Genomic DNA, 21,355 nt, shown 5'->3' with positions numbered 1-21,355 from the left:
GTCTGCCACGTCGGCCCCGGCCTCGGTGCGTCCCCTGCCCGACCGACAGGAGGACGGACCTCAGCGGCGCTCGGCGCGCTGCTTCGCCTCGACGGAGAGGTTGGCCCGCGGGAACGCCTGGAGGCGCGCCTTGCCGATCGGCAGCCCCGTCTCCTCGCAGGTCGCGTACGTGCCCGCCGCGATGCGGTCCAGGGCGTGCGACGTCTGCGCGAGGAGGTCGCGCACGTTGTTGACCAGGGTCAGCTCCTGCTCCCGCTCCAGGGCGCTCGAGCCGGAGTCGGCCTGGTCGTCGCCCGCCCCGTCGCCGGAGTGTCGCAGGAGGTTCGAGAGCTCCTCGTCCGCGGACGCGAGCTCCCCCTCCAGGCGTTCCTTCTCGGACAGGAGCTCGGAGGCGAGCTCCTCGACCTCCCGCAGGGTCCAGGGCTCCTCCCCGTCGCGCACGGGGAAGGACTTGACGTCCTTCGCGAGGTTCGGGAATCGGTCGCGCACGGCCGTTCGGGCCGCGGTGGTGAGCTTGGTCATGTCGCCCCTCCAAGTTCGAGTCACGCGAGAGTAGACGCAGCGGCCGGTACGCACAACACACCACGCCGGTCCGCCGAGGCGGGAAGACGCTGGTGCGAGGCGTACCGGCCGCTGCCGGACGTTCGACGCAGGTGCTAGATGCCGGGAGCGAGGTCGCTCGTGCGGCTCGCCCCGCCGACGTTGCTGCGCGGCGGGAGGGCGCTGCCCCGGTTGTCCAGGTCGCCCAGCAGGTTCTGGAGGTAGCTCTTGAGGCGCGTGCGGTAGTCGCGCTCGAAGATGCGCAGCTCGTCGATCTTGCGCTCCAGGAGCGAGCGCTCCTGCTCGAGCTGCGACAGCGTGCGGTGCGAGGTCTCCTCGGCCTCGCGCACGATGCGCGTGCCCTCCTCCTTCGCCTCCGCGATGAGCCGGTCGCCCTCCTCCTGGCCCGAGCGCACGTAGTCGTCGTGCAGCTTCTGGGCGAGCTGGAGCATGCCGGTCGCCGACTCGGGCTCGGCGCCGTTCTTCGCGACGACGGCCTGCGAGATCGGCGCGACCGGGACGGGCTCCGGCTCGGGCGCCTTGGGCGTCTCGACGACGGCGGGCTGCACCGCAGCGCTGGACGCGTCGGCCCGGCTGAGCTCGGCGATACGACGCTCCGCGGCAGCGAGCTTCGACTTGAGGTCCTCGTTCTCCTCCTGCACGGAGTTGAGGGTCCTCACCACCTCGTCCAAGAAGTCGTCGACCTCTTCGACGTCGTAGCCCTCGCGGAACTTCGTCGCCGCGAACTTCTTGTTCAGGATGTCCTCTGCAGTGAGCAGTGCCATCGGTTCACCTCATAGCGTTTGCGTGTCGGTCCGGGCGACCTCGCGATCACCAGAGTCCAAAGTAGCGGAGATTGCCCGTGGGGGCCGGGAGCGGCCGCGCGTTCGCGCGCCGCGCGCCCGTGTGGATGACGTGACGGTCCGGCGTCCGGCCCGTCACGGTCGGGGCGAACCGGACGTAGCGCACCCCGGCCGGCGGGGCGGGCGCCCAGGGCGCGTGACGTGCGTCTCAGAGCGACGAGACGATCTGCGCGGCGATCGTCACCGCGAAGAAGAGGATGATGAACGCCAGGTCGAGGCGCACCTGCCCCAGCGAGAGCGGCGGGATGAGACGGCGCAGCGCACGCAGGGGTGGGTCGGTCGCCGAGTAGATCACCTCGGCGATCACGAGGACGGCGCCTCGTGGCCGCCAGTCGCGCGCGAAGAACTGCACCCAGTCGAACACGAGCCGACCGATGAGCAGCAGCAGGTAGAGCCAGAGCAGGAATCCGACGATCCCTGTGATGAGGTCCCAGATCACGGGTCAACTGTGCCAGACGTACGTCCCGCGACCGGGCACGGGACACGCGCCGGCCGTGCGCACAGCAGAAGAGGGACGGACGTGTCTCCACGTCCGTCCCTCACTGCCGTGCGCGGGGCGCGTGCTCGGCGGGCGCGACGCGCCCCGCACGTCGTCAGCTCTGGTTGTAGAACCCGGCGCGCCCGGGAGCCGGCGCGGCGGCCTGCTCCTCGCCGGTGATCTCCACGTGCTCGGGCGAGAGCAGGAACACCTTGTTGGTGACGCGCTCGATGGCGCCGTGGAGACCGAAGATCAGACCCGCGGAGAAGTCCACCAGGCGCTTCGCGTCTGCGTCGTCCATGTCCGACAGGTTCATGATCACGGGCGTGCCACCGCGGAACGCCTCCCCGATCACGCGCGCGTCGTTGTAGGAGCGCGGGTGCACCGTCGTGATCCTGCGCAGCTCGGCGGCCGACATGCTCGTCTGCGGCACCTCGCGCGGTCCGAGCGCGCGGTGCAGCGGCGTCACCTGGGCCTGGTAGTCGTGCGACACGTCCGCCCCCGTCTCGTCGAGCTCGTCGACGTACTCGTCCTGCTCGTCCTCGCCGCGATCATCAGCGAGGCCCAGATACAGCATGGTCTTGCGCAGCGCTCCCGCCATGGGCCTTGCTCCGTCCTCGATCGATCCGTCGGTCCACCGGCCGTCGGACCGGTGCGTTCACGCTAACCGAGGGCGTCGGACGAACCGGGGACGACACGCCCGGCGTCCTCAACCTCACCCGGAGGTCGAGACCAGGGCGGTCGTGCGGCGGAGAGCGCCACCAGCCCGGCGAAGCGACCGGTCGTCGTCCCGCCGCGCGCGGCGCGCCGGTGCGAGAAGAACCGGTCGTCCTCGATCGTGCACGCGTCGACGCGGAGGACGTCCTCGACCCCCGCGGCGACGAGGTCGGCGACCACGCCCGCCGGCAGGTCGAGCGCGGGGGTGCCCCACGACGTCGTGGACCGCGTGGCCGGCCGCGCGAGCGCGACGTCGTCGCGCATGGTGGCGGGAACCTCGTAGCACCGGCCGCACGCGCTCGGCCCGACGGCGGCCCGGACGTTCCCGGTCCGGGCGCCCGCCGCGAGCATCGCCTCGAGGACGGCCGGGACGACGCCGTGCGCGAGCCCGCGCCGCCCGGCGTGTGCGACCCCGACGACACCCGCGTCGGCGTCCGCCAGGAGCACCGGCACGCAGTCGGCCACGAGCACGCCGAGCCCCACGCCCGGTGCGGTCGCGACGATCGCGTCGGCCTCGCCCACCGAGTCGACGGGCGCACCGTCCCCGTCCCGGGGCGGGGAGCCCAGCCGCACGACGTCCGTGCCGTGCACCTGGGAGGAGAAGGCGACCGGAGCCCCGAGCCACGCGGACGCGCGCGCACGGTTGCTCCGGACGCGCGTCACGTCGTCGGTCACGTTGAGGCCGAGGTTGAGCGAGTCCCACGGTTCCGGTGAGACACCACCCGTGCGGGTCGTGAACCCGGCACGCACGCCGGGACCGAGATCCACCTCGAGCACGACGGGAGGGGCGGCGTCGAGGACACCGCCCCTCCCGTCGGACGCGGGTCGGGTGCTCATCGGGTCCGGCCCTGGGTCAGCACCGGGTCACTTGAGGAAGTCGGGGACGTCGAGCTCATCGACCTTGCGGCGCGCGGGCTCCTCGTCGAAGATCCGCGGCGGCACCTCGACGCCCGCGTTCTGGCCGCCGGGCACCGCGTCGGCGTTCTGGTTCGCCACGTCGCCCGAGCCGACCACCGTGAACGTCGGGGCGGGCGCCGGCTGGACGGGGACCGGGCCCGAGCCGCCGTCGAGCGTGACGGGCACGTCGTCGGCCTCCGGCTGGATCGGCACCACCGGGCGGGGCAGCGTGTGCGCGCCCGTCGTCGGCGCCGGCGGCACCGGGCGCGCCGCCGGGACGACCGGGATCGCGCTCGTCGCCGGGCGCTGCGCCCCGGCCACCTGGCCGAGCGCGCGGGCGTCGCCGCGGACCTGCGGCGCTCCGCCGTCGAAGCCCGCGGCGATGACGGTGACGCGCACCTCGTCGCCCAGGGCGTCGTCGATCACGGCGCCGAAGATGATGTTCGCCTCAGTGTGGGCGGCCTCGTGGACGAGTCGCGCCGCCTCGTTGATCTCGAAGAGCCCGAGGTCGGAGCCACCCTGGATCGACAGGAGCACGCCGTGGGCGCCGTCGATGCTTGCCTCCAGCAGCGGCGACGAGATCGCCATCTCGGCGGCCTGGACCGCGCGGTCGTCGCCGCGCGCGTTGCCGATGCCCATGAGGGCGCTGCCTGCCCCCTGCATCACCGACTTCACGTCGGCGAAGTCGAGGTTGATGAGGCCGGGCGTCGTGATGAGGTCCGTGATGCCCTGGACACCGGAGAGCAGCACCTGGTCGGCCTGGTGGAACGCCTGGAGCGCGCTGACGTTGCGGTCGGACATCGACAGGAGGCGGTCGTTGGGGATGACGATGAGGGTGTCGACCTCGTTGCGGAGGTTCTCGATGCCCTGGTCCGCCTGGACGGAGCGGCGACGACCCTCGAAGGTGAACGGCCGGGTCACGACACCGACGGTGAGCGCGCCGAGCGAGCGCGCGATGCGCGCGACGACGGGCGCGCCGCCCGTGCCGGTGCCACCGCCCTCGCCCGCGGTGACGAAGACCATGTCCGCGCCGCGCAGCACGTCCTCGATCTCCTCGGCGTGGTCCTCGGCGGCCTTCTTGCCGACCTCGGGATCCGCGCCGGCGCCCAGCCCGCGCGTCAGCTCGCGGCCGACGTCGAGCTTGACGTCGGCGTCCGACATGAGGAGCGCCTGCGCGTCCGTGTTGATGGCGATGAACTCGACGCCCTTGAGGCCGACCTCGATCATCCGGTTGACGGCGTTCACGCCCCCACCGCCGATGCCGACCACCTTGATCACTGCTAGGTAGTTCTGCGGAGTTGCCACGTCAATGCCTCTCGATCGGTCAGCCCTGAACCTTCACCCTCAACTAGAGGGTTATAGTTATGTCAGGTCGTTCATGGGTCGACCGTAGGTGTCGACGTGCCCATCATCAACGACCGCCTCGCGCGTGTCGGGTATCGCCGTCCACGGCCCTTCCGCGCTGCTCATCGCGTCACCGGCATCGTGGGCGCCGAGACGTCGTACAGCGTCACGCCCGCGTTCTCCGGGACCGCCCGCAGCGTCTGGAGGACGCGCACCTTGAGCGCCGCCTCCTCCGAGCTCCCCCACTCCACCACGACGCCGTCCCGGAGCGTCATCCGGACCGCGTCGCGCGTCGGGGCCGAGACCTCGGCGACCTGCGCGTGCAGATCCGGCGGAAGGGCGTTGAGGAGCACGAGCGCCGCGTCGAGCGCCTTCGCCCCGCGCTCGTCGAGCGGGGCGTCGATCTCCGGCAGACCCTCGGGGACCGCGGGGTCGGTCCGGACCTGGACGCCGTCGGCGTCGAGGAGCGCGAACCCGCCGTCCACCGGGACGGCGACCACGGGCTCGCGCGACTCGAGCAGCACGCTCAGTCCTGTGGGCCAGGCACGGCGGATCTCGACGTCGCGGACGCCGTTGAGGGCCAGGACCCGCTCGCGCAGCGCGACCGTGTCCAGCCGCGGCAGCGGCACCCCGGCGGCCTCGGCGACCACGGACTCGACCTGGGTCGGGTCGATCACCGTCCCCTCTCCCGAGATCGTCACGTCCTCCGGGTCGAGCCCGAGCACCGAGGAGAAGAACGCGACCCACACGAGCGCGGCCACGACGAGGACGCCGGTCGTCCATCCCAGCACGCGGGTGCGCACCCGGTGCCGACGCATCGCGTCGCGCTCGGCCAGGCGCTCGGTCATCCCGTGCGACACGACGCCGACCGGAGCCGTCGATGTCCCGCGCGGCGCGGTCGGCGTCCCGGCGCCGCCGTTCCCCCGCCCCCCGCCGTTCCCCGGCCCTCCGCCGCTCCGCGGGTGCGCCGCCCTGCCCGCGGCGGGACGCTCCGCGGTCGACGGCACGAGCTCGCGCCCGGTCGCGGCCACCCGCCGGACCGGTCGCGTGGGCGTCTCCTCGGCCGGGGCCCGAGGAGCCGGCGTCGACGTCCCGGACCGCGACGCCCCCGGGGCCGTCGGCCGCGCGGCGCGCTCCCCCGCGACCGACCGGTCCGGTCGGGGTGCGGCGGGTCGGGGCCGGGGCGGCGGGCGCATCAGGCCTCGCCCCCTCCGGAGGCCCCGGCGCCCGCGGCCCGCTCGGCGATCCGCGCGAGGACGACCGTGCCCAGCTCCGTCACGTCGCCGGCGCCGACCGTGAGCACGAGGTCGCCCGGCCGCGCGGCGTCCGCGACGCGGTGCGCGGCCTCGACCCGGTCCTCCACGGCCGCCACCACGACGTCGGGGGCGTCCATCAGGTCGGTGATCGTGTGCGCGCCCACCCCCGGGTCGGGGTCCTCGCGCGCGGCGTAGACCCCCGTGACCACGACCTCGTCCGCGGCGCCCAGCGCGTCGGCGAACTCGCGCGCGAACGTCGCGGTGCGCGAGTACAGGTGCGGCTGGAAGAGCACGAGCACCCGGCCGCCCGCGGCGACGGGTCGCGCGGCGGCCAGCAGCGCCGCGACCTCCGTCGGGTGGTGCGCGTAGTCGTCGACGACGCGCACCCCGCCGGCCTCCCCGCGCGCCTCGAACCGGCGCCCCGTGCCGAGGAAGCCGTGCGCTGCGGCGACCGCCGCCGACGCGTCCACGCCGAGCAGGACCGCCGTCACGACCGCGGCCGTGGCGTTGAGCGCGTTGTGGTGGCCGGGCACCCGCAGCCGGAGCTCCAGCCCGTCGAGAGCCGCGGTGCCGACGGCCCCCGTCAGAGACGCGCGCACGCCCGCACGCCCGTCGTCGGTCGTCGGGCGCACGTCCGACACGCAGACGTCCGCGTCGGCGGACGTGCCGTACGTGACGACCGCACCCCCGCCCGCGGCGTGGGCCGCCGCGAGCGCCCGGGCCCCCGGGTCGTCGGCGCACGCGACGAGCGTCCCGCCCGGGGCGATCCGCGCGGCGAAGTCGACGAACGCCCGCTCGAACGCGGCGCGCGAGCCGTAGTGGTCGAGGTGGTCCGGCTCGACGTTCGTCACGACGGCGACGTCGGGCGCGTAGTTGAGGAACGAGCCGTCGGACTCGTCCGCCTCGGCCACGAGGACGTCCGACCCGAGGTGCCCCCCGGCGACGGGACCGTCCGCGGTGAGCACCGTGCCGCCGATCGCGAACGACGGGTCGAGGCCCGCACCGCGCAGGACCGTCGCGATCATCGCGGACGTCGTCGTCTTGCCGTGCGCGCCCGCGACCGCGACCGAGCGGTCGCGCACCATGAGCGACGCGAGCGCCTGCGAGCGGTGCAGCACGCGGAGCCCTGCGGCACGCGCGGCGGAGAGCTCCGGGTTCGACTCGCGGACCGCGCTCGAGACCACCACCGTGTCGGCGCTCGCGACGTGGGCGGCGTCGTGGCCCGCCCAGACCTGCACGCCGTCGGCCCGGAGGGCGGCGAGCGTCTCGCTCTCGCGCGCGTCCGAGCCCTGCACCCGGACGCCGTGGGCGGCGAGGAGCCGCGCGACCACGGACATGCCGGCGCCGCCGACACCGACGAGGTGGACGGTGCCGAGCTCCTCGAGCGGGACCGGGGCGGCCGCACCGTGGGTCGTCACGAGCGCGCCCTGGTCTGGCCGGCGGCGACCGCCTCGGCGACGAGGTCGGCGACGCGCGCCGCGCCGTCGCGCACCCCCGCGCCCGCCGCTGCGCGCGCCATCGCGTCGAGGCGTCCCGGGTCGCCGAGCAGCGCCGGGACCTCGCGCGCGACCCACGCCGCGTCGAGCTGCGCGTCGTCGACGAGCAGTCCACCGCCCGCCGCGACCACCGGGCCGGCGTTGAGCCGCTGCTCGCCGTTGCCGATCGGCAGGGGGACGTACACGGCGGGGATGCCCAGCGCGGCGAGCTCCCCCACGGTCCCGGCGCCCGCACGGCACACGACCAGGTCCGCGACGGCGAGCGCGAGCTGCATCTCGGCGAGGTACTCGCGCACGTCGTACCGCGCGCCCGGACGCGACGCGACGGCGGCCGCGGCCGCGTCGCGGACGGCGGCGTCCTTCCCCTTGCCCGTCAGGTGCAGCACCTGCGCGCCTGCGCCGAGGAGCGCGTCGGCCGCCCCGGAGACCGCCTCGTTGAGGCTCTGCGCCCCGAGCGACCCGCCCGTGACGACGAGCGTGCGCCGACCCGGGTCGAGCCCGAGCCGCGCCGCGGCGTCGGCGCGGACCGCCACCGCGTCGGCGGCCCGGGCGGCCACGAGGTCCTGGATCTCGCGGCGCAGCGGCAGACCGGTCACCACACCGCCCTTGAGCGGCGTGCCCTCGAAGGTCACGCCGACGCGCGCGGCCCACCGGGCGCCGAGCCGGTTGGCGAGCCCGGGTCGGGCGTTCTGCTCGTGGATCACCACCGGGACGTCACGACGGCGCGCGGCGAGGTAGGCGGGGGTCGAGACGTAGCCGCCGAAGCCCACGACGACGCGTGCGTCCGTCTCGTCGATCACGGCGCCCGCGGCGTCGACCGCCGACCTGAGCCGCCCCGGGAGGTTGACCCACTCGGCGCTCGGCCGCCGCGGGAGCGGGACGCGCGGCACGTGCCGCAGCGGGTAGCCGCGCGCGGGCACGAGGTCGTCCTCCAGCCCGCCCGCGACCCCGAGCGCGGTCACCACCACGCCGGGCTCACGCGCCCGCAGCTCGTCCGCCACCGCCAGGAGCGGGTTCACGTGCCCCGCCGTCCCGCCGCCTGCGAGCACCACCGAACCGATCGTCGTCACGTACCTCGTCGTCCTTCCCTGCGGCGGTCGCCGCGTCCTGGCTCTGGTCTGAAGCTGTGGGTCGCGGGTGGCCGGGCGTCGCCCGGTCCCGGACCGGGGGTCATCGCGCCCGGCGCCGGGGCCGGGCGGCCCGGCCGACGACCGCGAGCGAGCGCCGCACGACGCTCCCCCGCGCCGCCAGCGCCTCGGCCGCGCCGGGCTCGGTGCGCGCGAACGAGATCACGACGCCGAGGGCGGCCATGGTCGTCACGAGCGCCGTGCCTCCGGCGGACACGAGCGGCAGCGGTACGCCGATCACGGGCAGGAGCCCGATCACCACGCCGATGTTGATGAAGGCCTGCCCGACGATCCAGCAGCCGATGGCCGCCGTGGCGATCTTGACGAACGGGTCCGGGTGGCGCCGCACGATCCTGCTCATCGCCAGTCCGAGGACGACGAACAGACCGAGGACGAGCAGCGTCCCGAAGAGCCCGAGCTCCTCGCCGATCACGGCGAAGATGAAGTCGTTGTGCGCCTCGGGCAGGTACAGCCACTTCTCCCGGCTCGCGCCGAGCCCCACGCCCGTCAGCCCTCCGGTCCCGAGCGCCCACTGCCCGTGCAGGGACTGGTAGCACTCACCGAGCGGGTCCGTGCACTCCCCGTACGCCGATGCGATCCGGCCGAGACGGTCGCCGCCCTCCTGGAGGTAGATCAACCCGTAGCCGACGGCGAAGGCCGCGGCCGCCGCGCCCAGCCCGAGCAGGCGCGCGCTCGCGCCGGACACGACGAACGCACCCGCCGCGAGCATCATGATGACGAGCGCCGTGCCGAGGTCGTGGCCGGCGAGCACGAGACCGACGACCGCGAGCGCTCCCGGCACGGCGGGCACGAGGACGTGCCGCCACTCACCGAGCAGCCGCTGCTTGCGGCCGAGGACCACCCCGAGCCACAGCGCCAGCGCGAGCTTCGCGAGCTCGGAGGGCTGGAACCGGAACGATCCGATCGGCAGCCAGTTCTGGTTGCCGCCGGTCGCGTCGCCGAACACCACGACGGCGGCGAGCAGGCCGACGGCGACGACCAGGCCGGGCCAGGCCAGGCGCTTGTACCAGCGGACGGGGACACGCGCGGCGATCAGCAGCACGGGGAGGCCCATGAGCGCGAACCGCGCCTGCTCGACGAACGCGCCGAACGGCGACTTGCCCGCCGCGATCTGGGTGACGGCCGAGCTGGAGAACACCATGACGAGCCCGATGATCGTCAGCAGCGCGGTCGCGCCGACGAGGAGGTAGTAGCTCGTCACGGTGCTGTTCCACTGCCCGAGCCAGGGCCGCTCGGTCGGGGCGGTCGTGCGGGGGCGCGCCTCGCGGCCCGTCGGCGCCTTCGTCCGGCCTCGCGTCGCGGTGCGGCCCGCGCCCGCACGAGGGGTCGTGCGGGCCGACGGTGCCCCTCGTCCGTTCGCGGTCTGTGTCATGGCCGGACCGGCCTACCCGTGGTCGGGGCGCAGCGCGCGCGCCGCGTCGGCGAACGCGTCGCCGCGCGCGGCGTACGAGCGGAACTGGTCCATCGACGCACCTGCCGGGGCGAGCAGCACCGTGTCGCCGGCCTGCGCGAGGCGGCGGGCGGAGTCGACGGCGCGGGGCATCACGGTCCCAGTGTCGCCAGGATCGACCCGGACCACCGGGATATCGGGCGCGTGTCGGGCGAGCGCGCCCGCGAACGGCTCCGCGTCGACGCCGATGAGCACCACGGCCCGCAGCCGGTCCGCGCGCGCGGCGACGAGCTCGTCGAACGACGCGCCCTTGGCGAGACCGCCCGCGACCCACACGACCGTCCCGGGCGCGAACGACGCGAGCGACGCGGAGGCCGCGTGCGCGTTCGTCGCCTTGGAGTCGTCGACGTAGGCCACGCCGTCGACCGACGCGACCTGCTCGATGCGGTGCGAGCCCGTCCGGAAGGCGCGCAGCCCGTCGCGCACGGCCACGGCGGGCACGCCGTGCGCACGGGCCAGGGCGGCCGCGGCGAGGGCGTTTGCCACCACGTGCGCGCGCACGACGCCGTCGGCCCCGGCCAGGTGGGCGAGGTCGCCCAGCGTCGCGAGCTCGGCGGCATGCGTGTGCCGGTCGGGCGCGTCCGCGGGCGCGTGGAACGCCCGGTCCACGAGCACGTCCTCGATGACGCCGAGCTGGCCGCGGGCCGGGGCGCCGAGCGTGAAGCCGACGGCGCGCGCGCCCTCGACCACGTCGGCCTCCCGCACGAGCGCTTCCGTGCGCGGGTCCGCGGCGTTGTAGACGCACGCGACCTGCGCGTCCTCGAACACGCGGCCCTTGTCCGCGGCGTACGCGTCGAGGCCGCCGTGCCAGTCGAGATGGTCGGGGGCGACGTTGAGCACCGCGCCCGCCTCGGGCGACGTCGTGTGCGTGAAGTGGAGCTGGAAGCTCGAGAGCTCCACGGCGAGCACGTCGAGCGTCGGGTCGAGCACAGCCTCCACGACGGGCGTGCCGACGTTGCCCACCGCCGCGACACGCAGCCCCGCGGTCCGCAGGATCGTCTCGAGCATCTCGACGGTCGTGGTCTTGCCGTTCGTCCCGGTCACGGCGAGCCAGGGCGCCGGACGCCCGGACGGGCCGTCGACGCGCAGCCGCCACGCGAGCTCCACCTCGCTCCACACCGGCACGCCCCGCTCCCCCGCCGCGACGAGCAGCGGGTGGGACGGAGGCCAGCCGGGCGAGACGACGACGAGGTCGGTCGCCGCGAGGTCGACGTCGTCCGCGTCGCGCAGGTCCGCGTCCTCGGCGCGGTCGTCGAGCGTGACGACGGCGGCGGCCCGGGACGCGAGGGCGGCCACGGCGGCCCGGCCCGAGACACCGAGGCCGGCGACGACCACGCGCGCCGCGTCGAGCGGGACCGCGAGGTCGTGACGGTCGCGTACCACTAGCCGACCACCCACTCGGCGTAGAAGATGCCGATGCCGAGCGCGGCGAACAGACCGGCGATGAGCCAGAAGCGGATCACGATGGTGACCTCGCCCCAGCCCGACAGCTCGAAGTGGTGGTGCAGCGGGGCCATCTTGAACACGCGCCGACCGGTCATCTTGAAGAAGCCGATCTGGATGACGTCGGAGAGCACGATGATGACGAACAGGCCGCCGATGATGAGCGCGAGGAACTCGGTGCGCGTGAGGATCGACAGGCCGGCGAGCGCGCCGCCGAGGGCGAGCGAGCCGGTGTCGCCCATGAAGATCTTCGCCGGGCTCGCGTTCCACCAGAGGAAGCCGAAGCACGCGCCGACGATCGCCGCGGCGACGATCGCGAGGTCCTGCGGGTCCCGGGTCTCGTAACAGCTCGGGCCTGCCGAGGCGAGCCGCTGGCACGTCTGGTTGAGCTGCCAGATGCCCACGAGGACGTACGAGCCGAACACGATGAGCGAGACGCCCGTCGCGAGACCGTCGAGGCCGTCGGTGAGGTTCACCGCGTTCGACCAGGCCGTGATGAGGAAGTTCGCCCAGACGACGAAGAGGACGAGCCCGACCGTCGCGCCCGCGAACGCGAGGTCGAGGTTCGTGTCGCGCAGGAAGGAGATGCGCGTGGACGCGGGGGTCCGGCCGTGCTCGTTGGGGAACTGCAGCGCGAGCACCGCGAACGCGATGCCCACGGCCCCCTGGCCGATGATCTTGGCGCGCGCCGTGAGCCCGAGGCTGCGCTGCTTGCGGATCTTCGTGAAGTCGTCGAGGAACCCGACGATCCCGAGCCCGGTCATGAGGAACAGCACGAGCAGGGAGGACACGCTCGGGAACCGCCCCGAGACGACGTACGACATCGCCCAGCCGAGCAGCGTCGCCCCGATGATCACGACCCCGCCCATGGTGGGCGTCCCGCGCTTGGTGAAGTGCGCCGTGGGGCCGTCCTGGCGGACGAACTGCCCGTAGTTGCGGTGGACGAGGAACCGGATGAACAGCGGCGTCCCGAAGAGGGCGACGAGCAGGGAGACGCCCGCCGCGACGATGATCGCGATCATGCGCGGTCACCTCCGGACGCGTCGCCACCGGCCGCGGCCAGCTCGTCGCCGAGCCGCCACAGCCCGGACCCGTTCGAGGCCTTCACGAGCACGACGTCCCCTTCCCGCAGCTCGTCGCGCAGCAGCGCGGACGCCGCCTCCACGTCGGGGACGAACCGGGTCTCGTCGCCCCACGACCCCTCCTGGGTCGCGCCGTCGTGGATCCCGCCGGCGCCCTCGCCGACCACGACGAGCAGCTTGACGTTCAATCGGACCACGAGCCGGCCGAGGTCGTCGTGAGCGACGCGCGAGTCCTCGCCGAGCTCGAGCATCTCGCCGAGCACGGCGACCGAGCGCCGGTCGCGCCCCGCCATCACGGCCAGCGCCTTGAGCGCGGCCCGCATGGAGTCGGGGTTCGCGTTGTACGAGTCGTCGATCACCGTGATGCCGTCCGGCCGCTCGGTGACCTGCATCCGGTGCGGGCTGAGCGCGCGAGCGTCGGAGAGCCGCGCGGCGACGTCGGGCAGTGCGACGCCGAGGCGCAGCGCCGCCGTCGCGGCCGCGAGGGCGTTCGTCACGTGGTGCTCGCCCACGAGGCCGAGGGTCGCGCGCGCGCGCGTCTCCTCGCTCGGCCGCGCGTCCCCGGCCGCTCCCGGACGCACACGCAGCGTGAAGGACGCCCGGCCGGTGCGGTCGATCCCGAGGTCCTCGGCGCGCACGTCGGCGGCGGGGATGGTGCCGAACGTGACGACCTCGCCCGGCGCGAGGTCGGCCATCGCGGCGACCCGGAGGTCGTCGGCGTTGAGCACCGCGACCCCGCCCGGCGCGAGCCCCGTGACGAGCTCGGACTTGGCGCGGGCCACGGCCTCGATCCCGCCGAACTCCCCGAGGTGGGCGCTGCCCACGACGAGCACGACCGAGACGTCGGGGGGTGCGATGCGCGTCAGGTAGGTGAGGTGACCGACGCCGCTCGCGCCCATCTCGAGCACCAGGAACCGCGTGGACTCGTCCGCCTCGAGCACCGTGAGCGGGAGCCCGATCTCGTTGTTGAACGAACCGCGCGGCACGACCGTCTCGCCCTCGGGCCGCAGCAGCTGACCCAGCAGGTCCTTGGTCGTCGTCTTGCCGACCGAGCCGGTCACGGCGACCACGCGCAGGTCGCCGCGCTCGCGCAGCGTCGCGAGCACGTGCCGGGCGAGCTCGCCGAGCGCGGTCTGCACGTCGTCGACGACGACGCACGGCACGTCGAGCTCACGCGCGGCGAGGACCAGGGTCGCGCCGGCGGCGACGGCGCCGGCCGCGAAGTCGTGCCCGTCGACGTGCTCGCCGGGCAGCGCGACGAAGAGCGATCCCGGCGCGACCCGGCGCGAGTCGACGACGACGGGCCCCCCGACCCGCACCTCCGGGTCGGCGGACAGCCGTCCACCGGTCGCTGCGGCCACCTGCGCCGCAGTGAGCTCGATCATGCGTGGTGCTCCTTCAGGTCGTCGGGGGTGCCGTGGGGTGCGCGGGCCGTGTCCCGCTCCTCGAGCGCGGCGCGCGCCTCGACACGGTCGTCCAGAGGGTGGTCGACGCCGGCGATCTCCTGCCACACCTCGTGGCCGCGGCCCGCGACGAGCACCGTGTCGTCGGGGCCGGCGGCGGCGATCGCCTCACGGATCGCCCGGGCGCGCGGCGCCACCTCGAGCACGACGACGTCGCGCGGCTCGGGCGCGGCCGCCGCCGCCTCGCGCGCGGCGTGCGCGCCCGGCAGCACCTCCGCGCGGATCGCGGTCGGGTCCTCGCCGTGCGGGTCGTCGTCCGTCACGACCACGACGTCGGCGCCCTCGACCGCGACGCCGCCCATCGTGGGCCGCTTGCCGCGGTCGCGGTCGCCCGTGGCACCGAACACGACGACCAGGCGGCCTGCCGTCGTGGGGCGCAGCGCGTCGAGGGCGAGCGCCAGCGCGTCCGGGTTGTGGGCGAAGTCCACGACGACGCGCGGACGGTGCGGCGGGCGAGAGACGAGCTCCATCCGCCCCGGCACCGCCGGGACGAGCCCGCCCGCCGCCTCGAGCGCCGCCTCCACGTCGCGCGGGTCGTTCCCCGCCTCGAGCACGAGCGCGAGGGCCAGGGCAGCGTTGGCGACGTTGAACGCGCCCGGCAGGGCCGTCGTCGTGCGCACGCTCCGGCCGTCGCGGTGCCGCAGCGTGAACGTGGAGCCGCCCGCTGCCGAGGGCTCGACGTCGTGCACGGTCCAGTCCGCGACGGGCTGCCGGGCCTCCGGGCTCGGCGCGCCGACGCGCAGCGTCGCGACGGGGATGCGCGCGGCCGCGACCATGCGCTCGCCCCACGCGTCGTCGACGACGACGACACCGCGGCGGGCGTGCTCGGGCGTGAAGAGGAGCGCCTTCGCCTCGAAGTACTCCTGGAGGTCGCCGTGGAAGTCGAGGTGGTCCTGGCTGAGGTTGGTGAAGCCCACGACGTCGAACACGAGCCCGTCGACCCGGTGCAGCGCGAGCGCGTGCGACGAGACCTCCATCGCGAGGGTGCGCACGGCGTCCTCCCGCATCGCCGCGAGCAGCGCCTGGAGGTCGGCGGCCTCGGGCGTCGTGAGCCGGCTCGGTAGGACGCGGTCGCCCGACCGCATCTCGACCGTGCCGATGAGCCCGCCCTTCCAGCCGAGCGCGCGCAGCGCGTGGTCGACCAGGTAGGTGGTGGTGGTCTTGCCGTTCGTGCCCGTCACGCCGAACGTCGTGAGGTCCTGCGCGGGGCTGCCGTAGACCCAGGCAGCGACCGGGCCGAGCAGCGCGCGCGGGTCCGTGGCGACGAGCACGGGGACCCCGAGGCCCGCCTCGGCCACGAGCGCGGCGCCCTGCTCGTCCGTGAGGACGGCGTGCGCCCCGCGCGCGACGGCGGCGGGCGCGAAGCGCGCCCCGTGCGCGCGGGCGCCGGGGAGGGCGACGAAGAGGTCACCCGCGTCCGCAGTCCGGTCGTCGGACGCGACCGACCACACCTCGACGCCGGCCGGTGCGGACGAGCCACCGGGCCCGCCACCTGCGCGGACGTCGAGACCGAACCGTGCGGCCAGGTCCTCGACCGACCGACGGGTGGTCGCGGCAGGACGAAGACGGTCGATCGGGGATGTCACGTGTAGAACCTACCGTGCCGGGGCCGCCACCCTCGCAAGCCGTCGTGCCCCGGCCACCGCAGCGGTGCACGCTTCACCGGACCTTCACCGACGTCGTCACGGACGACGCGACGGCCTCGTGGCGCGAGGTCGGCCGACGGGGTGAGGTTCACCACGTCGTCGGGAGCGGCACGTACGGCTCCGTGCTCGGCTGCACGCCCTGGTGCTCGAGCGTGAAACCCATGATCTCGCTGAACACGGGCGCCGCGACGACGCCGCCGTAGATCGACGAGTGGGGGTTCTTGAGGAACACCGACACCGTGTACCGAGGGTCGTCCGCGGGGGCCACGCCGATGAACGACGCCATGATCCCCGACAACCGGCCGTCGTCCCCGGCGGCCTCCGCGGTCCCGGTCTTGCCCGCGACGCGGTAGCCGGGCACCGCCGCGCTCGACCCCGTGCCCTCCTCGACCACCGACTCCATCATGTGCAGCACGGTGTCCGCGGTCTCCTGCGAGACCACACGGACCGGATCGGGACGATCCGCGGGCACGAGCTCGCCGCGCTCGTCCGTCGTGCCCGCGACGATGCTCGGCGTCGCCCGGACGCCACCGTTGGCGATCGTCGAGAAGACGCTCGTCGCCTGGATGGCGTTCACCGACACGCTCTGGCCGAACAGCACGGCGTACTCGGTGCGCCCGTCCCACGCGTCGGCGGGGTGCAGGATCCCGGCGGACTCGCCGGGCAGGCCGAGCCCGGACTTCTGCCCGAAGCCGAACTTGTGCAGGTAGTCGTAGCGCACCTGCTTGGGGATCTTCTCCCCGACCTGGACCGTCCCGGTGTTCGAGGACTCGGCGAGGACCCCGGCGAGGGTGAGGCGCTGCACCGGGTGGTCGTGGGAGTCCTTGAACGTCTGTCCGTTGGGCGTGGTGTAGCGGTCGGGTACCTCGAACTGCGTTCCGGCGTCCGCGTAGCCGCCCTCGATCGCGGCCGCCATCGTGACGACCTTGCCCGTCGAGCCCGGGTCGAAGACGTTCGACACGGCCCGGCTCGGCCGGGCGACGGCGTCGGTCGTGCGGTCGTTCGGGTTCACCGTCCCCGAGTCCGCGAGCGCGAGGACCTCGCCCGTGCGGACGTCCTGCACGACCGCGATCGCGTACTCCGCCCCCGTCTCGCTCACCGCGCGGTCCACCGAGTCCTGGGCCTTCCACTGCACGTCGCGCGCGACGGTGAGCTGCACGTTCCGCCCGGGCACCGCGTCCACGACGTCGCACCGGCCGGTCGGGATGACCTGCCCGCCCAGCCCGGCCTCGCACTCGCGCGACCCGGAGACGCCGGCGAGGACGTCGTCGTAGGACGCCTCGACGCCGCCGCCACCCGCCTGCTCCTCGTTGACGAACCCCACGAGGTTGCCCGCGACCGTGCCCGCCGGGTACGTCCGCTCGCTCGTCATGGTGGTGCGCACGTAGGCGGAGAGCTGGAGGTCCGCGATCTGGCGCTGCACCTCGGGCGTGACGTCCTTGGCGAGGACGACGTACCGCGAGGTCCCGTTGAGCTGTGCGGCGAGCTCCGGGGAGGACTTCCCCAGGATCGGGGCGAGCAGCTTGGCCACGCCCACGGCGCCACCCTCCTCGAGCGGCTCGCCGTCGACGAGGTCGGCAGGTCGGGGCTCGAAGTCGGCGATCGTCTTGGGGTCCGCCGCGACCGTGTACCGGTCCACGGACGTCGCGAGCACCACACCGTCGGCGTCGGTGATGTCGCCGCGGTGGGCCAGGAGGGTCGAGCTGCGCGTCCGGTCGGCGCGCGCGTCGGCCGCGAGCGCCGGCCCGCGCAGCACCTGGACGTTGACGAGCTGGCCCACGAAGACCGCCGCGACCACGCCGGCGACCACGATGAGCCAGCGCTGACGTCGCTCGGGGCGGCCCGGCTCGCGGGTCGCCCGCGCGGGGCGGGCCGGCGGGCGGCCGCCACCCCGCGGCGACCGGGAGGGGGCGGTCCTCGACGGGCGGGCGGTCGCCGCGACGCGCGTGCTCGTGCCCGCCGTCCTGCGACCGTCGCCGGAAGCACCACGGCCTCCCGGCGAGGGCCGGGAGGCCGTGGGGGCGGGGCGGGACCGCTGCGTGCTCGCCGCGGGTCGCGACCGGCGGTCGCGGCCGGCTCCGGTCTCGCCCGTCACTGCCCGGCCTCCTCCTGCGCGCCGCCGAGGACCGTGCCGTCGGACAGCCGGACCATCGCCGGGTCCTCCGCGGGCACCATGCCGAGGGAGGCCGCGGTGTCCGGCAGCGAGGTCTTCTGGGCGTCGACCTGCGCCTGCAGGCTCTGCGTGTCCTGGGCCACGCGGCTCACCTCCCGGCGCAGCTCCGACATCTCGTAGGAGTTGCGCGCCATCGTCGTGTTCACCAGGAGAGCACACAGCAGCGCCGCGCCGAGGATCGACATGCAGACGACGAGGAACGGGATCTTGGACCGCGCCTGGAGCGGCGCCCGGACGAGCTCGAGACGCGATCGGAGCGCGCGCTCCGACGCGCCGCCCGGCAGCGCCGTGAGCGACGGGCGCGGTGCCGGGCGCGCGGTGCGCGGGAGCGGGCGGGCGGCGGTCGACCTCTGTGCGCTCATCGTGTCCTCTCCCCCGGGTCGTGCGGTCGGTCGGTCGGTCGGTGCGTCGGGCGGCGGTGCGGCGGCGTGGGCCGGGTGCGCTCGGCGGCGCGGAGCCGGACGGACGCCGAGCGCGGGTTGGTCTCCCGCTCGACGGCCGACGCCTCCTCCGCGCCCCGGGTGAGGAGCCGCAGGTACGGCTGGTCCTCCTCCGGCACGACGGGCAGCCCGGGCGGTGCGCTGATCGTCGCCCCCGCGGCCAGCACGCGCTTGACGATCCGGTCCTCGAGCGAGTGGTACGACTCGACGACGAGGCGCCCGCCCACGGCCAGGATGTCCACGGCGGCGGGGACCGCGCGCTCGAGCACCTCGAGCTCGCCGTTCACCTCGATCCGCAGGGCCTGGAAGGTCCGCTTGGCCGGGTTCCCGCCCGTCGTGCGCGTCGCGGCCGGGATCGCGCCGCGCACGACCTCGACGAGCTCCGCGCTGCGCTCCCACGGGCGCTGCTCGCGGCGCCGGACGATCGCGCGGGCGACGCGCTGCGCGAACCGCTCCTCGCCGTAGTCGCGCAGGATCCGGGTGAGCGCGCGCTCGTCGTAGGTGTTGAGGACGTCGGCGGCCGTCCGGCCGGTCGTCGGGTCCATGCGCATGTCGAGCGGCGCGTCGTGCGCGTAGGAGAACCCGCGGTCGGCCTCGTCGATCTGGAGCGAGGACACCCCGAGGTCCATGAGCACGCCCTGGACCGGCCCGCCGACGACGTCGGCCACGACCTCGCCGATGTCGTCGTACACGGCGTGCACCGCGCGGAACCGGTCGCCGAACCGCTCGAGACGGCGCGACGCGCGGGCGATGGCCTCGGGGTCGCGGTCGATGCCGACGACGCGCGCCGTCGGGACCTGCTCCAGGACGGCCTCCGTGTGCCCGCCCATGCCGAGCGTGCAGTCGACGAGGACGGCGCCGGGCTCCGCGAGCGCCGGGGCGAGGAGGTCGACGCAGCGCTGGAGGAGGACCGGGACGTGCCGCTCGGCGGCGTCGTCGGGGGCGCTCGTCATGTCCGTCTCCTCTCCGTGCTGGTCGTGGCCGTGCCGTCCGGTCGTGCGCCTCGCCGGTACCCGTACGGTCAGGTCTCCCTCCGCGTCCTTTCTGGCGCCGGGGAAGTGCGTCAGACCGGGCGGGAGGAGGCCTCACCGTGCGGGAACCGTGGGTCGTGCTCTAGAAGCGCAGGTCAGGGAACACCTCCTCCGCGGTGTCGGAGTACGCCGACTCCTGCTCCGCGAGGTACGTCTCCCAGGCCTGCGCGTCCCAGATCTCGACCCTCGTGCCGGCGCCGATCACGGCGACGTCGCGATCGAGCCCCGCGTACGCCCGCAAGGGCGCGGGGATCGAGATGCGTCCCTGCTTGTCCGGGATCTCGTCGCTCGCCCCCGAGAGGAAGACGCGCAGGTAGTCCCGGGCCTGCTTGCTCGTCACCGGCGCCTGCCGGATCTGGTCGTACATGCGCCGGAACTCGTCCATCGGCAGCAGGAACAGACAGCGCTCCTGCCCCCGCGTCATGACGAGACCCGGTGCGAGCCGCGACCGGAACTTCGCCGGGAGGATGAGCCTCCCCTTGTCGTCCAGACGTGGCGTGAAGGTGCCCAGGAGCAGGCCGGAGGAACCGCCGAGCACGTCGTCCACGAAACCGGACATGCACCTGGCACCTCCCCTCCTGCTCCCTTCTCCTCCACGGTACTCCACTTCCCTCCACCGCTCTCGGTGAAACCCCGGGCTTTCACCCGCCTTCGCAGGATCTCCGCAGGTCACGTTGGGTGGAGCGCGGTGGAGGGGAGCACTCCCCATGGCGCGTCGCGACGTCGGTCCAGGGGTGGCGCACGCAGCGGCCGCGCGGCGTCCGGTCCTCGCGCGGACGCTCGGCGCAGGGCCGGCGGTCCACTAGGCTCTTCCCACCCGCGGTCTCCCTGGTCCGCGGCACTGCGCCACCGACGACGGAGGTCTCCGTGCTCCCCGACATCGCCCCTGTCGCGCCCTCCGACGAGCCCGGGGGCGACGCGCTCGCCGGTCTCGACGAGCTGGTCGAGACCACGGGCCGGATCCGCTCCGGCATCGAGTCCGTCGTCACGGGCCGTCCGGACCTCGTGACCGTCACCGTCGCCGTCCTCCTCGCCCAGGGCCACCTCCTCATCGAGGACGTCCCCGGCGTCGGCAAGACGACGCTCGCCAAGGCGCTGGCCCGCACGATCGACTGCAAGGTCGGCCGCATCCAGTTCACGCCGGACCTCCTGCCGAGCGACCTCACCGGCGTCAACATCTACCGTGCGGCGAACCACGAGTTCGAGTTCCGCCCGGGGCCGGTCTTCTCCAACATCGTCATCGGCGACGAGATCAACCGCGCCTCCCCCAAGACGCAGTCGGCGCTCCTCGAGTGCATGGAGGAGGGCCAGACCACGGTCGACGGGACCACCCACCCGTTGCCGAGCCCCTTCCTCGTCGTCGCGACGCAGAACCCCGTCGAGATGGAGGGCACCTACCCCTTGCCGGAGGCGCAGCGCGACCGCTTCATGGCGCGGCTGACGGTCGGCTACCCCGACGTCGACGCCGAGCTCCGGATGCTCGACCGGCAGGAGTCGGACAACCCGCTGGCCCACCTCCGCCCCGTGACCACCGGCGCGGCCGTCCTGCGGTTCGCCGAGGTCGCGCGCGCCGTCTACGCGTCGAGCGCCGTCAAGCGGTACGTGCTCGCCCTCGTCACCGCGACGCGCGAGCACCCCGGCCTGCGGCTCGGGGCGTCACCCCGGACGACGCTCCAGCTCCTGCGCGCGGCGAAGTCCCTCGCGGCCATGGCGGGGCGCGACCACGTGCTCCCCGACGACGTGCAGTACCTCGCCGTCCCCGTCCTCGCGCACCGGCTCGTCATCACGACCGAGGCCCGGCTCTCGGGCCAGGACGCCGAGGCCGTCGTCGCGTCGATCGTGGCGCAGACGCCGATCCCCGCCCTGGACGCGACCGAGCGACGCTGAC

Annotated in this window: 19 protein-coding genes; 1 reads left to right on the top strand and 18 read right to left on the bottom strand. The window is 74.5% G+C overall.

Annotated elements, in window-relative coordinates:
* Positions 1 to 60: 60 nt before the first annotated feature.
* The 18 genes from CCE02nite_RS11095 to mraZ all read right to left on the bottom strand — a co-directional run bounded on the left by CCE02nite_RS11095 (position 61) and on the right by mraZ (position 19,984).
* Positions 61 to 522 (bottom strand): TraR/DksA family transcriptional regulator, encoded by a 462-nt coding sequence (locus tag CCE02nite_RS11095; protein WP_141389696.1) that lies wholly within the window; start codon positions 520 to 522, stop codon positions 61 to 63.
* Positions 523 to 656: 134 nt separating this feature from the next.
* Positions 657 to 1,325 carry a DivIVA domain-containing protein gene (locus CCE02nite_RS11090; protein WP_141389695.1) on the bottom strand — a complete coding sequence of 223 codons (669 nt, stop codon included), beginning with the start codon at positions 1,323 to 1,325 and terminating at the stop codon, positions 657 to 659.
* 226 nt (positions 1,326 to 1,551) lie between these two features.
* The gene (locus tag CCE02nite_RS11085) at positions 1,552 to 1,842 is read right to left on the bottom strand and encodes a YggT family protein (protein ID WP_255318802.1); all 291 of its coding nucleotides are present in this window, start codon (positions 1,840 to 1,842) and stop codon (positions 1,552 to 1,554) included.
* A gap of 154 nt (positions 1,843 to 1,996) precedes the next feature.
* The gene (locus tag CCE02nite_RS11080; protein WP_047234000.1) at positions 1,997 to 2,482 is read right to left on the bottom strand and encodes a cell division protein SepF; all 486 of its coding nucleotides are present in this window, start codon (positions 2,480 to 2,482) and stop codon (positions 1,997 to 1,999) included.
* 62 nt (positions 2,483 to 2,544) lie between these two features.
* Complete coding sequence (gene pgeF, locus CCE02nite_RS11075; RefSeq protein ID WP_141389694.1) at positions 2,545 to 3,435, bottom strand: peptidoglycan editing factor PgeF; 891 nt, start codon at positions 3,433 to 3,435, stop codon at positions 2,545 to 2,547.
* Between the two features lie 27 nt (positions 3,436 to 3,462).
* Positions 3,463 to 4,800 (bottom strand): cell division protein FtsZ, encoded by a 1,338-nt coding sequence (gene ftsZ / locus CCE02nite_RS11070; RefSeq protein WP_141389693.1) that lies wholly within the window; start codon positions 4,798 to 4,800, stop codon positions 3,463 to 3,465.
* Positions 4,801 to 4,961: 161 nt separating this feature from the next.
* The gene (locus tag CCE02nite_RS11065; RefSeq protein ID WP_255318801.1) at positions 4,962 to 5,687 is read right to left on the bottom strand and encodes a cell division protein FtsQ/DivIB; all 726 of its coding nucleotides are present in this window, start codon (positions 5,685 to 5,687) and stop codon (positions 4,962 to 4,964) included.
* Positions 5,688 to 6,034: 347 nt separating this feature from the next.
* Complete coding sequence (gene murC, locus CCE02nite_RS11060) at positions 6,035 to 7,513, bottom strand: UDP-N-acetylmuramate--L-alanine ligase (protein ID WP_308463694.1); 1,479 nt, start codon at positions 7,511 to 7,513, stop codon at positions 6,035 to 6,037.
* A complete protein-coding gene (gene murG, locus CCE02nite_RS11055) occupies positions 7,510 to 8,661 on the bottom strand; it encodes an undecaprenyldiphospho-muramoylpentapeptide beta-N-acetylglucosaminyltransferase (protein ID WP_141389691.1) in 1,152 nt (383 codons plus the stop codon). The genes murC and murG overlap by 4 nt, the downstream gene beginning before the upstream one ends.
* Before the next feature lie 100 nt (positions 8,662 to 8,761).
* Complete coding sequence (locus CCE02nite_RS11050; RefSeq protein ID WP_141389690.1) at positions 8,762 to 10,111, bottom strand: FtsW/RodA/SpoVE family cell cycle protein; 1,350 nt, start codon at positions 10,109 to 10,111, stop codon at positions 8,762 to 8,764.
* A gap of 12 nt (positions 10,112 to 10,123) precedes the next feature.
* On the bottom strand, positions 10,124 to 11,572 hold the full coding sequence (murD, locus tag CCE02nite_RS11045) for a UDP-N-acetylmuramoyl-L-alanine--D-glutamate ligase (RefSeq protein ID WP_141389689.1): 1,449 nt from the start codon (positions 11,570 to 11,572) through the stop codon (positions 10,124 to 10,126).
* Positions 11,572 to 12,654, bottom strand: coding sequence for a phospho-N-acetylmuramoyl-pentapeptide-transferase (mraY, locus tag CCE02nite_RS11040; protein WP_141389688.1), 1,083 nt, complete (start codon positions 12,652 to 12,654; stop codon positions 11,572 to 11,574). Before mraY ends, murD begins: the two co-directional genes overlap by 1 nt.
* Positions 12,651 to 14,099 (bottom strand): UDP-N-acetylmuramoyl-tripeptide--D-alanyl-D-alanine ligase, encoded by a 1,449-nt coding sequence (locus CCE02nite_RS11035; protein ID WP_141389687.1) that lies wholly within the window; start codon positions 14,097 to 14,099, stop codon positions 12,651 to 12,653. The genes mraY and CCE02nite_RS11035 overlap by 4 nt, the downstream gene beginning before the upstream one ends.
* On the bottom strand, positions 14,096 to 15,763 hold the full coding sequence (locus CCE02nite_RS11030; protein WP_141389686.1) for a UDP-N-acetylmuramoyl-L-alanyl-D-glutamate--2,6-diaminopimelate ligase: 1,668 nt from the start codon (positions 15,761 to 15,763) through the stop codon (positions 14,096 to 14,098). The genes CCE02nite_RS11035 and CCE02nite_RS11030 overlap by 4 nt, the downstream gene beginning before the upstream one ends.
* A 148-nt stretch (positions 15,764 to 15,911) precedes the next feature.
* Complete coding sequence (locus CCE02nite_RS11025; RefSeq protein WP_255318800.1) at positions 15,912 to 17,633, bottom strand: peptidoglycan D,D-transpeptidase FtsI family protein; 1,722 nt, start codon at positions 17,631 to 17,633, stop codon at positions 15,912 to 15,914.
* Positions 17,634 to 17,914: 281 nt separating this feature from the next.
* Entirely contained in the window at positions 17,915 to 18,358 is a 444-nt protein-coding gene (gene ftsL / locus CCE02nite_RS11020; RefSeq protein WP_141389684.1) for a cell division protein FtsL, read from the bottom strand.
* Entirely contained in the window at positions 18,355 to 19,389 is a 1,035-nt protein-coding gene (gene rsmH / locus CCE02nite_RS11015; protein WP_141389683.1) for a 16S rRNA (cytosine(1402)-N(4))-methyltransferase RsmH, read from the bottom strand. Before rsmH ends, ftsL begins: the two co-directional genes overlap by 4 nt.
* 160 nt (positions 19,390 to 19,549) lie before the next feature.
* Positions 19,550 to 19,984, bottom strand: coding sequence for a division/cell wall cluster transcriptional repressor MraZ (gene mraZ / locus CCE02nite_RS11010; protein WP_141389714.1), 435 nt, complete (start codon positions 19,982 to 19,984; stop codon positions 19,550 to 19,552).
* 362 nt (positions 19,985 to 20,346) lie between these two features.
* On the opposite strand from mraZ, the gene CCE02nite_RS11005 reads away from it, so the two are divergent.
* On the top strand, positions 20,347 to 21,354 hold the full coding sequence (locus CCE02nite_RS11005; RefSeq protein ID WP_141389713.1) for an AAA family ATPase: 1,008 nt from the start codon (positions 20,347 to 20,349) through the stop codon (positions 21,352 to 21,354).
* Position 21,355 lies beyond the last annotated feature (1 nt).

Source organism: Cellulosimicrobium cellulans (assembly GCF_006539945.1).
GTDB classification, from domain to species: domain Bacteria; phylum Actinomycetota; class Actinomycetes; order Actinomycetales; family Cellulomonadaceae; genus Cellulosimicrobium; species Cellulosimicrobium cellulans.
The sequence above is the reverse complement of the archived record's forward strand: the minus strand, read 5'-3'. Positions and strand labels throughout refer to the sequence as shown.